Origin of the sequence: Cupriavidus phytohabitans, from assembly GCF_017815025.1 — a bacterium.
Classification (GTDB): Bacteria; Pseudomonadota; Gammaproteobacteria; order Burkholderiales; family Burkholderiaceae; genus Cupriavidus.
This window is the reverse complement of record NZ_JAGIQB010000018.1, coordinates 1-13,483: the sequence shown is the minus strand read 5'-3', so window position 1 is coordinate 13,483 and position 13,483 is coordinate 1. Positions and strand designations below refer to the sequence as shown.

The 13,483-nt window shown below is 66.2% G+C and carries 13 protein-coding genes; 5 read left to right on the top strand and 8 right to left on the bottom strand.

Features of this window, described 5'->3' with window-relative positions:
* The 3 genes from J8I34_RS14440 (at position 1) to J8I34_RS14430 (ending at position 2,324) form a co-directional block, all read left to right on the top strand.
* On the top strand, positions 1-510 hold the full coding sequence (locus J8I34_RS14440; protein WP_029046694.1) for an acetone carboxylase subunit gamma: 510 nt from the start codon (positions 1-3) through the stop codon (positions 508-510).
* 349 nt (positions 511-859) lie between these two features.
* The gene (locus tag J8I34_RS14435; protein ID WP_209806322.1) at positions 860-1,837 is read left to right on the top strand and encodes an NAD(P)H-dependent flavin oxidoreductase; all 978 of its coding nucleotides are present in this window, start codon (positions 860-862) and stop codon (positions 1,835-1,837) included.
* Between the two features lie 85 nt (positions 1,838-1,922).
* Positions 1,923-2,324 (top strand): YbaN family protein, encoded by a 402-nt coding sequence (locus J8I34_RS14430; protein ID WP_371748076.1) that lies wholly within the window; start codon positions 1,923-1,925, stop codon positions 2,322-2,324.
* Between the two features lie 225 nt (positions 2,325-2,549).
* On the opposite strand, the gene J8I34_RS14425 is transcribed toward J8I34_RS14430, so the two are convergent.
* From J8I34_RS14425 to J8I34_RS14395, 7 genes are all read right to left on the bottom strand, one after another.
* Complete coding sequence (locus tag J8I34_RS14425; RefSeq protein WP_209806320.1) at positions 2,550-3,800, bottom strand: phenylacetate--CoA ligase family protein; 1,251 nt, start codon at positions 3,798-3,800, stop codon at positions 2,550-2,552.
* A 139-nt stretch (positions 3,801-3,939) separates the two neighbouring features.
* Positions 3,940-4,755, bottom strand: coding sequence for an ABC transporter ATP-binding protein (locus J8I34_RS14420; protein ID WP_029046690.1), 816 nt, complete (start codon positions 4,753-4,755; stop codon positions 3,940-3,942).
* 202 nt (positions 4,756-4,957) lie between these two features.
* Positions 4,958-6,295 (bottom strand): ABC transporter substrate-binding protein, encoded by a 1,338-nt coding sequence (locus J8I34_RS14415; protein ID WP_029046689.1) that lies wholly within the window; start codon positions 6,293-6,295, stop codon positions 4,958-4,960.
* Positions 6,296-6,389: 94 nt separating this feature from the next.
* A complete protein-coding gene (locus J8I34_RS14410; protein WP_209776624.1) occupies positions 6,390-7,466 on the bottom strand; it encodes a branched-chain amino acid ABC transporter permease in 1,077 nt (358 codons plus the stop codon).
* A gap of 24 nt (positions 7,467-7,490) precedes the next feature.
* Positions 7,491-8,405, bottom strand: coding sequence for a branched-chain amino acid ABC transporter permease (locus J8I34_RS14405; protein ID WP_209806319.1), 915 nt, complete (start codon positions 8,403-8,405; stop codon positions 7,491-7,493).
* A gap of 87 nt (positions 8,406-8,492) precedes the next feature.
* Positions 8,493-9,455 carry an ABC transporter ATP-binding protein gene (locus tag J8I34_RS14400; RefSeq protein ID WP_029046686.1) on the bottom strand — a complete coding sequence of 321 codons (963 nt, stop codon included), beginning with the start codon at positions 9,453-9,455 and terminating at the stop codon, positions 8,493-8,495.
* Positions 9,456-9,478: 23 nt separating this feature from the next.
* Positions 9,479-11,437: an AMP-dependent synthetase/ligase gene (locus tag J8I34_RS14395; protein WP_029046685.1), complete on the bottom strand. Its 1,959-nt coding sequence runs from the start codon at positions 11,435-11,437 to the stop codon at positions 9,479-9,481.
* Positions 11,438-11,716: 279 nt separating this feature from the next.
* Between J8I34_RS14395 and J8I34_RS14390 the strand changes: the two genes are divergently transcribed.
* Both J8I34_RS14390 and J8I34_RS14385 read left to right on the top strand, forming a co-directional pair.
* Entirely contained in the window at positions 11,717-12,385 is a 669-nt protein-coding gene (locus J8I34_RS14390) for a Crp/Fnr family transcriptional regulator (protein WP_209776621.1), read from the top strand.
* Positions 12,386-12,387: 2 nt separating this feature from the next.
* Entirely contained in the window at positions 12,388-12,810 is a 423-nt protein-coding gene (locus J8I34_RS14385) for a DUF3293 domain-containing protein (RefSeq protein ID WP_209776618.1), read from the top strand.
* Between the two features lie 27 nt (positions 12,811-12,837).
* On the opposite strand, the gene J8I34_RS14380 is transcribed toward J8I34_RS14385, so the two are convergent.
* Positions 12,838-13,173: a hypothetical protein gene (locus J8I34_RS14380; RefSeq protein ID WP_209776616.1), complete on the bottom strand. Its 336-nt coding sequence runs from the start codon at positions 13,171-13,173 to the stop codon at positions 12,838-12,840.
* Between the last annotated feature and the right edge of the window lie 310 nt (positions 13,174-13,483).

Here is a 13,483-nt window from a genome sequence, read left to right as displayed (position 1 = left end):
ATGTCTGCCTACACCAATGAACAGGTTGCCCACCTCGTCGAGGGGTCCCTGGACTGGGAAACCACCTTCCGCATGCTCTCGATGCCCAAGGATGACAGCCGGTTCGAGCAGTACCTGGCCGCACTGCAGGCCAAGGTGAGCTTCCCGGACCGTATCGTGCTTCCGCTCGGCCCGCACATGCACATTGTGCAATCGGCCGGCACCGGGAAATGGATGGTCAAGTGCGATTGCGGCCACGAGTTCTGCGACTATCGCGAGAACTGGAAACTGCATGCCTCGATCTATGTGCGCGACACCGAAGAGGCAATGACCGAGGTCTACCCAAGGCTCATGGCCCCTGACACCCAGTGGCAGGTATATCGCGAGTACTACTGCCCGGCATGCGGCACCATGCACGATGTCGAGGCGCCCACCCCCTGGTACCCGGTAATCCACGACTTCGAGCCGGACATCGAGGCCTTCTATAAGGAATGGGTACAGCTACCGGTCCCCGAGCGCGCCCCGGACTGATCGCCGCCTGAAGAGCGGGGGGCAGGCACTGCCTGTTCCCCGCAGCCTGAGGAACGGGAAATATATCGGCAATAGCCAGGCAAGCACCACGTCGGCGTTTGCCTGGGCAGAAGGGCACGACCGGCAACCCCAAGGAGAGTCATGCTCTAGCACTGAAATCTGACTGCCATGCAGTGGTGCCTGCACCACACCGCGAACTGGCGCCGCCCGCGCACTGACCAGCCTGCCATGGCGCGCAGGATCGGCATAGACTTGGGCTTCTAGCGACGCACCCCGGAAACTCCCTATAATCGAACGACCGTTCATTTAGGGCATGTTCCACGTGCCCGCCCGTGGTTCAGGAGACACCATGCCCGCCGCCAAGCACCTGCCCCAGGTCCTGCAGAACCTGGCCCTGCCCGTGATTGCCTCGCCCATGTTCATCGTCAGCTATCCCGAACTGGTGCTGGCGCAGTGCAAGGCCGGCATCGTCGGTTCGTTCCCCGCGCTCAATGCGCGCCCGGCGGAGTTGCTCAACGAGTGGCTGACGCAAATCGAGGACGAACTGGCCGCGTTCAAGGCTGCCAACCCCGGCGCGCCGGTGGGACCGGTCGCGGTCAACCAGATCGTGCATGGCTCGAACGCGCGGCTCGAGCACGACATCAAGGTCTGCGTCGAGCACAAGGTGCCGGTCTTCATCACCTCGCTGCGCGCGCCGCCCAAGGAGCTGATCGACGCGGTGCACGGCTACGGCGGCATCGTGCTGCACGACGTGATCAGCCTGCGCCATGCCGAAAAGGCGATCGAGGCCGGCGTCGACGGCCTGATCCTGGTCGCGGCCGGCGCCGGCGGCCATGCCGGCATGCTGTCGCCGTTCGCGCTGGTGGGCGAGGTGCGCAAGGTCTTCGACGGCCCGATCGCGCTGTCGGGCTCGATCGCCACCGGCGAGGCGGTGCTGGCGGCGCAGGCCATGGGCGCCGACTTCGCCTACGTGGGCACGCGCTTCATCGCCTCGCAGGAGGCGCACGCTGCCGAAACGTACAAGCAGTCGATCACCAGCTCGGCGGCCGCGGATATTGTCTACACCAACCTGTTCACCGGCGTGCACGGCAACTACATCCGCGAGAGCATCAGCAACGCGGGCCTGGACCCGGACAACCTGCCGGTGGCCGACAAGACCAAGATGGACTTCTCCAGCGGGAGCTCCAAGGCCAAGGCGTGGAAGGACATCTGGGGCGCCGGCCAGGGCGTGGGCCAGATCCACGACATCCCGAGCGCCGGCGAGATCGTCGCGCGCATGAAAGCGGAGTACGATGCGGCCAAGGCGCGGCTTGGGATTGCGCGCTGACCGATCCATCGCCGGGGCCGCTTAGCGGCCCTTTGTTCGACCATTGCAGCCCTCCAACCCCGACCTTCCGCCCGATCCTGAGTCCGTGCTGAGCCACCGCCAGCGCGTGCTGCGCGCCGTCTGGGTGGCGCTGGGCGGGCTCTGCCTGCTGCTGGGCGTGATCGGGATCTTCCTGCCGGTGCTGCCGACCACGCCGTTCGTGCTGCTGGCCGCGGCGTGCTTCGCGCGCGGTTCCCGGCGCTTCCATGGCTGGCTGATGGGGCATCCGCGCTTCGGGCCGCTGGTCAGCGACTGGCAGCGGTATCGGAGCATTCCGTTCCGGGCCAAGTGCCTGGCCCTGTCGATGATGTGGCTGTCGATGGGCACCACGGCTTGGCTGCTGCGGGCGCGACCGGTTGCTTCGGCGGCGCTGCTGGCTTGTGCGGTGGGGATGAGTGTGTGGATGGTCCGGTTGCCGACGCGGCCGGTGGAAGGGCCGGAGGGGTAAGGCTGCGCGGTGGATTTGCGCGCGGCACTTCGTTGATGCGCCGGCCCTCACCCCCACCCCTCTCCCGCAAGCGGGAGAGGGGAGCGAATGCCGCGGGCGATGGCTAGCTCGAAAGCCCTCATACACCGACGGTTTGCTCCCCTCTCCCGCGCGCGGGAGAGAGAGAGAGGGGCCGGGGGTGAGGGCCGGCGTATCCACGAAGCCCTGCCCCCGGCCCCAGCTCACTCACTCATACCGCCGCGCATCCTCGATCACCTTCCCATCCTGCGGCAACGACCCCGCTGCCACGAATGCCACCTCCCCGCGCAATCGCATCACCTCGCGCAGCGACTCGGCCACCGCGCGCTGCAAGTCGGCATCCTCGCGCGTTGCCTCGCAGCGCAGCGTCATCACGTCCGCGCCGGGATCGCCGGTCACCACCAGCCGCGCCGCGCGGATTTCCGGATGGCGGCGCAGTACGTCCGCCACCTGCCCCGGATGCACGAACATGCCTTTGACCTTGGTCGCCTGGTCCGCGCGTCCCAGCCAGCCCTTGAGCCGGATATTGGTGCGCCCGCACGGGCTCGGCCGCTGCGAGGACTCCGCCACCACCGCCGACAGGTCGCCGGTGCCGAAGCGGATCAGCGGATAGTCGCCGTTGCCCAGCACCGTCACCACCACCTCGCCGGTCTCGCCTTCGGGCATCGGCCGCGTGCCGCCCGGCTCGACGATCTCCACCAGCACGCCCTCGTCCACCACCCAGCCGTCGCCGCCCTCGGTCTCGTAGGCGATCAGGCCGAGATCCGCGCTGCCGTACATCTGCTGCACGCGCACACCGCGTTGCTGGAACCACGCACGCAATGACGGCGGCAGCGCCTCGCCAGAGACCAGCGCCTTCGTGAGGCTGGTGCATGGCATGCCCATCTCGTCGCCGCGTTCCAGCAGCAGCTTCAGGAACGAAGGCGTGCCCGCGTAGGCCGCCGGCTGCAGGCTGGCCAGCGCCTGCACCTGCGACTCGGTCTGGCCGACCCCCGCCGGGAACACGCAGCAGCCCAGCTTGTGCGCGCCGGTCTCCATCATCATGCCTGCCGGCGTGAAGTGGTACGAAAAGGTGTTGTAGACCAGGTCGCCGGCACGGAAGCCCGCGGCGTGCATGGCGCGGGCCGTGCGCCACCAGTTGGCGTCGTGGCCGTCGGGCTCGTGGATCGGGCCCGGTGACTGGAATACATGGCGCAGCCTGCTCAGCGGCGTCGCATTGAGGCCGCCCAGCGGTGGCAGCGCGCGCTGGCGTGCGGTCAGCTCGGACTTGCGCGTCACCGGCAACGCCGCCAGCGCCTCGCGCGACGTCAGCGAGCGCGGATCCACGTCGCGCAACAGCTCGGTGAAGTACGGCGCGTTGTCGCGCGCGTGGGCCACCTGGCGTGCCAGGGCGGCGAGAAGCGCCTGCTCGCGGACTGCCGGCGCGCGGGTTTCGAGCGAATCGAAGTATTCAGGCATGATCAGTGCTGCCGTGAGTGGCAAATGTTTGCATTCATGGTCGGACGTGTCCGAGAAGCGCAGCCGCAACCGCAGACCCGCGGTACGGCGAGCATCGCAGGGCTCGATACGGCCCGCGCAGCCGGTCTATGCGCCCTTCTCAGGCCAGCCAGCGCTTGCGGCGGCGATAGCTTTTCACGTCGCGGAAGGACTTGCGCGCGCCGCCATCCGCGTCGTTGGCGGCCACGCCCAGGTAGAACTCCTTCACATCCTCGTTGGTGCGCAGCGACTCGGCGTCGCCGTCCATCACCACGCGGCCGTTTTCCAGGATGTAGCCGTAGTCGGCATAGCGCAGCGCCACCATGGTGTTCTGCTCGGCCAGCAGGAAGCTGACCTTCTCGCGCGAATTCAGGTCGCGCACGATCTCGAAGATTTCCTCGACGATCTGCGGCGCCAGGCCCATCGAAGGTTCGTCGAGCAGGATCATTGCGGGCTTGGCCATCATGGCCCGGCCGATCGCGCACATCTGCTGCTCGCCGCCCGACGTGTATCCCGCCTGCGACTTGCGGCGCGTCTTCAGGCGCGGGAAGTAGTTGTAGATCTTCTCCAGCTCATCGCGCGTCTGCGAGCGCGACAGCCCGCGCGTATAGGCGCCGGTGAGCAGGTTTTCCTCGATGGTCAGGTGCGCGAAGCAGTGGCGCCCTTCCATCACCTGGATCACGCCGCGGCGCACGAGGTCGTTGGGCGTGAGCTGGTCGACACGATCGCCGCGATACTCGATGGTGCCCTTGGTCACGTCGCCGCGCTCGGCGTGCAGCAGGTTGGAGATCGCCTTCAGCGTGGTGGTCTTGCCCGCGCCGTTGGCGCCCAGCAACGCCACGATCTTGCCCTCCGGCACTTCGAGCGAAACGCCCTTGAGCACCAGGATCACGTGATCGTAGATGACTTCGATGTTGTTGATGGATAGGAGGCTCATGGTGCGGGTATGGTGTGACGGTATTGCGTTGAGCTTTCACTGTCCCGACTGGGTTCTCCCTCTCCCTCTGGGAGAGAGTTGGGGTGAGGGTGGGCGCGTCGACGAAGTGCTGACGTTCGTCCTGCTGCCAGCGCCCGGCCCCACCCCCCCCCCCCCCCCCGCCAGCGGGAGTGGGGGGCCCACCGGGCGGGGGTGCGGGCCATCAAGACTTCGAGCACCCCGGCGTAATCCCCTTCTCCTTCGCATACTGCGCCGCCGTGGCCTTGAACAGCGGGTGGATCAGGCCCTTGTTGCCTTCAATCCAGTCCGACACCACCACCCACTTGCTGCCGTCCCACTGCTGGATCTTCACCTTGCCCGAGCCCTCGTGGTTCTCGCAGCTGGTCTTGATCTCGGGCAGCAGGCCGGTGGCACCCAGCTGCTGCAGGCGCGCGTTGGTCAGGTTCAGGTTCTCGAAGGCCCAGCGCATCTGCTCGCCGGTCATGGGCTTGCCCTTGCCGAACTTGGCTTGCGCCACGCGCACGGCTTCCACCGTCACCACCGCCGCGGAAACGCCGCGGTTGTACAGCACCGAGCCAATCTTGTTCTTGTCCTGCATGTTGCCCTTGCCGGCGCCGTACACGACCTTCTCGATGTCGGAGATCAGCGGCACGCTCTTGCCCGCGACGTTCCAGGTCGCGCTCATGTAGCCCTTGGAGGCATCACCGGCCGGCACCGTGTCTTCCTCGGAGCCCGCCCACCAGGAGCCGATCATCTTCTCGCGCGAGAAACCCACCTTCTGCGCGGCCTTCAGCGCGGTCTGGTTCATCACGCCCCAGCCCCAGAAGATCACGTAGTCGGGATTCTCCTGACGGATCTTCAGCCACTGCGCGCCCTGCTCGTTGCCAGGGTGCGCCACCGGGATCTCGACGAGGTTAAACTTGCCGAGCCGCGCCTCGGCCTGCAGCGCCACGATCGGCTCCTTGCCATAGGCCGAATCGTGGTACAGGTAGACGATCTTCTTGCCGGCCAGCGAGCCGCCGCTCTTGCTGGCCAGGTATTTGACGATGGCCGAGACCTGCATCTGGTACGTGGTCACCAGCGGGAACGCATACGGGAACACCGAACCATCCACCGCGTCGGTGCGGCCATAGCCCATCATCACCAGCGGCACCTTGTCGGCGGCGGTCTTGTCGACCAGCGCATAGGAAATGCCGGTGGACATGGCGTGGTACGCCGTGCCCTTGGTGGTGGCGTTCTTGGACTTCAGGCGCTCATAGCACTCCACGCCCTTGGCGTTGTTGTACTCGGTCTCGCACTCTTCCCAGCTCAGCTTGACGCCGTTGACGCCGCCGTCCTTCAGGTTGACGTAGTTGAGGTAGTCGATGAAGCCGCCATACCACGACTGCCCGTTGGCGCCATATGGCCCCACGCGATAGCTCGGCAGCGCGACGAACTGCTCGTTGCTTTGCGCCAGTGCCGGCACCGCCGGCGCCAGCAGTGCAGCCGCGGCGCTGACCACCAGGGCGGCGCGTTGCACGTTACGGATCAGGTTGGTCATGACAGTCTCCTTCGCCCTCGGTGGGGCGTTTCGTTATGTGTAGGCTTCAGTACTTCACTCAGGACCTGCGTTCAGACAATAGGATCCCGCTCCGTCAGTGCGGGAATGGCCACAACCTCAGCTTCTCCTTGGCGATCTGCCACAGGCGGGCCAGCCCGTGCGGCTCAACGATCAGGAAGAAGATGATCAGCCCGCCGAACACCATCAGCTGGATGTGCGACACAGTGGCGTTGGTAAAGGGAAGGTGCAGCAGCGACGCCAGCGGCGGCAGCACGTTGTCCAGGAAGATCGGCAGCAGCAGGATGAACGCCGCGCCCAGGAACGAGCCCAGGATGCTGCCCACGCCGCCGATGATGATCATGAACAGCACGCGGAACGACAGGTCCAGCGAGAAGCCGTCCGGCTCCACCGAGCCCAGGTAGCAGAACGCATACAGCGCGCCGGCCACGCCGCAGTAGAACGAGCTGACCGCGAACGCCATCAGCTTGGTGCGCATCAGCGGGATGCCGATCACCTCGGCCGCCACGTCCATGTCGCGCACCGACATCCAGGCGCGGCCCGTCGCCGAGCGCACCAGGTTCTTGGCGATCAGGGCGAGCACCGTGACGATGGCCAGCACGAACAGGTACTTCTTCACCGGCGTATCGATGGCAATGCCGAACAGGTCCAGCCGCTGCGCCGTGATCACGCCTGACGAGCTGTTGTTGGAGAACCAGGGGAACTTGGTCAGCGCCCACACCACGAAGAACTGCGCCGCCAGCGTGGCCACCGCCAGGTAGAACCCCTTGATGCGCAGCGACGGCAGGCCGAACGCCACGCCCACCAGCGCCGCCGACAGCCCGGCCAGCAGGAACGACAGCAGCACCGGGATGCCTTCGATGCGCAACTGGAAGTTGTAGGCCGCGTAGGCCCCCACCGCCATGAAGGCCGCGGTGCCGAGCGACAGCTGCCCGGCATAGCCGGTCAGGATATTGAGGCCCAGTGCCGCCAGCGAGAAGATCAGGAACGGGATCAGGATGGCCGAGAACCAGTACTCCGATCCGACGAACGGGATCGCCACGAACGCCACGGCCATCAGCACGGCAAAGCCGATGCGGTCCTGGCGGATCGGGAAGATCTGGCTGTCGGCAACGTAGCTGGTCTTGAACTGGCCGGCTTCACGATAAAACATGGCAAGTCTCCTGTGCGAAGTCGGTCAGACGCGATCAATATGTTTCTCGCCGAACAGCCCCTCGGGCCGCACCAGCAGGAAGAGCAGGGCAAACACGTACGGGAACCACCCTTCGATGCCGCCGAAATTGCCGCCGAACACCGACTGGAACACCGGCGGGATGTAGATCTCGGCCAGCTTCTCCGACGCGCCGATGATCAGCCCGCCGACGATGGCGCCAGGCACCGAAGTGAAGCCGCCCAGGATCAGCACCGGCAGCGCCTTCAGCGCGGTCAGCGTCAGCGCGAACTGCACGCCATTGCGCGAGCCCCACAGCATGCCGGCCACCAGCGCGACAAAGCCCGCCACGCCCCACACGATCGCCCAGATGTTCTGCAGCGGGATGCCCAGCGACAGCGCGGCCTGATGGTCATCCGCCACCGCGCGCAGCGCGCGGCCGACCTTGGTGTACTGGAAGAACAGCGCGAGCGATCCCACCAGGGCGCCGGCGATGGCGGCGGCGGCAAGGTCAAACTTGGAGATGACGATGTTGAAATTGGTCAGGATCGATTCGATCGGCTCGTCGACGATGCCCAGGTTGATCGGGCGCACCTCGTTGCCGAACAGCAGCGGCCCCAGCCCTTCCAGGAAGAACGACAGCCCGATGGTTGCCATGAACAGCGTGATCGGCGGCTGGTTGACCAGCTTGCGCAGCACGAAGCGCTCGGTGCTCATGCCGACCAGGATCATCACCACGAAGGCACCGATCACCGCCGCCCACATCGGCATGCCCTTGTCCATCAGCCCCACCACGGCCAGCGCGGCAAAGTAGACCATCGCGCCCTGGGCGAAGTTGAACACGCCCGAGGCCTTGTAGATCAGCACGAAGCCCAGCGCCACCAGCGAGTACATCAGGCCGGACAGCAGGCCGCCGAGCAGGATTTCAATGAAGAACGTCATGGTTTGCCTTTGCTTGCTTGCCTAACAGCATTGCTCACGCTCTGGTGGCGCTCCCCTCTCCCGCGCGCGGGAGAGAGAAGCAAACAATCAGTGCGATGTTCCCAAATACGCCTTGATCACGTCCGGATTGCCCTTGACCTCCTCGGGCGTCCCATCCCCGATCTTCTTGCCGTAGTCCAGCACCACCACGCGGTCCGAGATATCCATCACCACGCCCATGTCGTGCTCGATCAGCACGATGGTGGTACCGAACTGCCGGTTCACATCGAGGATGAAGCGGCACATGTCCTGCTTCTCTTCCACGTTCATGCCGGCCATCGGTTCATCGAGCAGCAGCATCGAAGGCTCGGCGGCCAGCGCGCGCGCCAGCTCCACGCGCTTCTGCAGGCCATACGGCAGGCGTCCCACCGGCGTCTTGCGGATCGACTGGATTTCCAGGAAATCGATCACTTCCTCCACCTTCTGGCGGTGGCGCATCTCTTCGTTGCGTGCCGGCCCCCACCACAGCGCATGCGCGAACAGCCCGGTGCGGAACTGCGTGTTGCGCCCGGTCATGATGTTGTCGAGCACCGTCATGCCCTTGAACAGCGCGATGTTCTGGAACGTGCGCGCGATGCCCTGCCGCGCGGCGGCGGTCGGGTGCATCTGCTTGCGCTCCTCGCCGCGGAACACGATGCGTCCCTGCTGCGGGTGGTACACGCCGTTGATCACGTTCAGCATCGAACTCTTGCCCGCGCCGTTGGGGCCGATGATGGCGCGGATCTCGTGCTCGCAGACGTCGAACGAGATATCGGTCAGCGCCTTCACGCCGCCGAACGACAGCGAGATATGCTGCAGGTCCAGGATCACCTCGCCGCCGGTGCGGGCCTGCTCGCCCGCGCGCTGCGCGTGGTGCGTGCCGGGTTGCGCGCCGCTGCCGTCCGCCAGCCCCGCCGGCGACAGCGGACCCGCCGGCGCAATGGCGCCACTGCCGCCCGCCGCGCTTGCATCGGTGCGCGCCGTGCCGGTCCATTCGCGCTTGCCGGCGCCTTGCCATGCCACTTGCGTCATGTTGCTGCCTCCGCCTTGTTCAGCTATGCCGCGCGCGCTGCCACCGGCAGCCGCTTGGCGTCGACCAGCTTCAGCGTGGCCGACACGCTGCCCTCTCGCCCGTCTTCGAACTTGACGCGCGTCTCGATGAACTGCTCGGACTTGCCCGCGTAGAGCGCATCCACCAGCACGCCGTACTTTTCGGCGATATAGCCGCGGCGCACCTTGCGCGTGCGCGTCAGCTCGTCGTCATCGGGGTCCAGTTCCTTGTGCAGGATCAGGAAGCGCGCGACCTGCGAGCCCGCCAGCATGGGATCGTTGGCGAGATCCGCGTTCACCTGGTTCACGCATTCGCCGATCATCTCGATCACGTCGGGCTGCGCGGCCAGGTCGACATAGCCCGCATATGGCAGATGGCGGCGTTCGGCCCAGTTGCCCACTGCCTCGAAGTCGATGTTGATGAAGGCGCAGACCTGGTCGCGGCCATTGCCGAAGGCCACCGCTTCCTTGATGTACGGAAAGAACTTGAGCTTGTTCTCGATGTACTTGGGCGCGAACATCGAGCCGTCGGCGAGCTTGCCCACGTCCTTGGCGCGGTCGATGATCTTCAGGTGGCCGTCGGCATCGATCACGCCGGCATCGCCGGTCATGAAGTAGCCCTCGTCGTTGATGGCCTCGCGCGTGGCGTCGTCGCGCTTGTAGTAGGACTTGAGCAGGCCCACCCCACGCACCAGCACCTCGCCGTTGTCGGCGATGCGGATTTCCATGCCCGGCGCGGCCGGTCCCACGGAATCGAACTTGACCTGGCCGTCAGGCTGCAGGCACACGTAGGCGCAGGTCTCGGTCTGGCCGTAGAACTGCTTCAGGTTCACGCCGATGGAGCGGTAGAAGCGGAACAGGTCCGGCCCGATCGCCTCGCCGGCGGTATAGCCCACGCGGATGCGGCTCATGCCGAGCACGTTGCGCAGCGGGCCATAGACCAGCGCTTCGCCCAGTGCATAGCGCGCGCGCTCCATGACAGGCACCGGGCGCCCGTCGAGGATATCCGCGCCGCAGCGGCGCGCCACGTCCATCGCCCAGTGGAACAGCTTGCGCTTGATCCAGCCCGCATCTTCCATGCGGATCATCACCTGCGTCAGCAGGCCTTCATAGATGCGCGGCGGTGCGAAGTAATAGGTGGGGCCGATCTCGCGCAGGTCGGTCGTCACGGTCTCGCGCGATTCCGGGCAATTCACCGTGAAGCCCGCCACCATCGCCTGCGCATAGGAGAACAGGTTGTCGCCCACCCATGCCATCGGCAGGTACGACAGCACGTCGTCCTTTTCGGTCAGGCGGTCGAACGCGCAGCCATTGCGCGCCGAGCCGATCAGCCCCGCATGCGAATGGCACACGCCCTTGGGCTTGCCGGTGGTGCCGGAGGTGTAGAGGATGATCGCGGTGTCGCCGGGCTGGCCGGCGGCAATCGCTTCGTCATAGAAGCCCGGATGCGCCTGGTCGTATTCGCGCCCCAGTTCCTGCAGCCGCTCGTACGACATCAGCGAGGGATGCTCGTAGTCGCGCAGGCCGCGTGGGTCTTCATAGATGACATGGCGCACGGTGCGGCCGGACTCGGCCAGCTGCGCTTCGACTTCCAGCAGCTTGTCGACCTGCTCCTGGTCCTCGACGATGGCGAAGTCGATCTCCGCATCGTTGAGCACGTAGACCATCTCGTTGGCGATGGCGTCCTGGTACAGCGGCACCGGCACGCCGCCCAGCGCCTGCGCCGCGGTCATGGCCCAGTACAGGCGGGGGCGGTTGTCGCCCACCACCGCCAGGTTCATGCCGCGCCTGAAACCGAGCGCGGCCAGACCACATGCCAGCGCCCTCACCTGCTGTGCCGCCTGGGCCCAGCTGTATGTCTGCCAGATGCCGAGATCCTTTTCGCGATAGGCCGGATGATCCGGCCGCTGCTGGGCGTGCGCCAGCAGCCATCGCGGGAAGGTCGTCGCCGACGATTCCTGCATCGCTGTCTCCTGTCCCTCCGGCGTGGGGGTCCACGCCCGGTGTCAAGCGCCGGTCCGGTCGTTATACTTGGCTTGCTTTGCCCGGCGGCATCTGCCGCATCGCATCAAGCCCGTCTGTGCCTTGTCTGGAGGGGCCGGGGGAAGCGTCTTCCGCCTTCCCGGCGTGCCCTTTCTGGCACCCGCGGTTCCGTTGTGATCGTACGATAGCCCATGCCAACCACCGGGGTTGTCACGCCGGTGACAATTCCGGGTTAATCCCTACGGGAGCTTTTTCAGGCCATGCTGAACGATTTTGTCGACCGCTGCGTGTGGGCAGCAGACCTGAGCCCCGCGCAACGTGAACGCGTGCGCCGCGCGATGTGCGTGCGTGAATACAGCCAGGGCGATTACGTCTGCCACAAGGGCGACAAGGCCGAACACTGGATGGGCGTGCTGGAGGGCATCGTCAAGATCACCACGGTCTCGCCCTCGGGCAAGTCGGTGACCTTTACCGGCGTGCCCACCGGCGGCTGGTTCGGCGAAGGCGCGGTGCTCAAGTCGGAGATCCGCAAGTACGACGTGATGGCGCTGCGCCGCTCGACCATCGCTTTCCTGCCGCTCGAGACTTTTCAGTGGCTGCTGGAGACCAGCCTGCCGTTCACGCGCTTCCTGCTGACGCAGCTCAACGAGCGCCTGGGGCAGTTCATCGCGGCGGTGGAATATGAACGCTCGCTCGACATCGATTCGCGCGTGGCGCGCGCGGTGTCGTCGCTGTTCAATGAGCACCTGTACCCGGGGATCGGCAAGACGCTGGAGATCTCGCAGGAAGAAATCGGCCTGCTTGCCGGCATCTCGCGCCAGCGCGCCAACCAGGCGTTGAAGGTGCTGGAGCAGCAGAAGCTGGTGCGGGTGGACTACGGCGTGATCGAGGTGCTGGACCTCGACGGATTGCGGCAGTACGGAGAGTAGCGGTGGCCACCGTCATCGACGCGGCCACGCTGCGGGCCTATCGCGAAACGCACTATCGCGTGCTGGGCGATGCGCCGATGATCCTGCGGGTCGACCAGGCCAGCGCGCCGCTGGCGGCGCTGCACCAGGCGCTTGGCGTAACGTGCAGCGCTTTCATTACCGCCGCCAATCCGTTCAGCCAGCGTTGCGGCGACAACGCCAACGCTGCGCGCCAGCAGGAGCTGGCCCAGGACGTGGCGGAGATGGGATTGCGTTCGATTGCTGCCGCCGGCGAGCACCCTTCCAACGGCTGGCCGGCCGAGCCGAGCTTCCTGGTGCCGGGCCTGTCGCTGGACGATGCGCGCCTGCTGGGCGGGAAATACGGCCAGAACGCGGTGGTTTGGAGCGGCGCCGACGCGGTGCCGCGGCTGGTGCTGCTGCGCTGAGCGGCGGCACCTCACCCCTGCGGCCGCTCAGTGGCGATGGCCATGATGGCCGTGCCCGTGGCCGTGGCCGTGGCCGTGCCCATGGCGATGGCCGTGCCCATGGCGATGATGGCGGTGCCCATGCCACTCATGCCGCCCATACCAGCGGCGGCCGTCCCAGTAGCGGTCACCATGCCAGCCGTGATAGCGCGGCGCATAGACGACCGGCGGCGGCGGTGCCACGTAGACAGGGGCGGGGGCGACATAGACCGGCGCGGGCGTGCCGATATGGACGCCGACATCGACATGGGCCATGGCGGAACGGGCGGCAAGCAGCGACATCGCGCCCGCCAGCAAGGCGGCAACAAGAACCGGAGGCAGCATTGGGCTTCTTTTGTGTCGTAAATGGAATGGGTGCACTGTACCCGGCATTCCTGTTACCGGATGCGGCGGAGTGTTTCGATTTATAACGGCGTGTAAGCGGGATTCGGCGAAGGGGGCGCCAACCCGGGAAATGACAGGGGCCACACGAGGCGGCCCCTGAGCAAGTACGACCAGCGTCGCCCCGGCACGGAGCGACGAGTCAAGCGCAACAAGTGCCGCCTGAATTACTTGCTGTAGACGTACACGCCCCGGCCAGTCTTGCGGCCCAGGTAGCCTGCGGCCACCATCTCACGCATCAGCATGGCCGGAC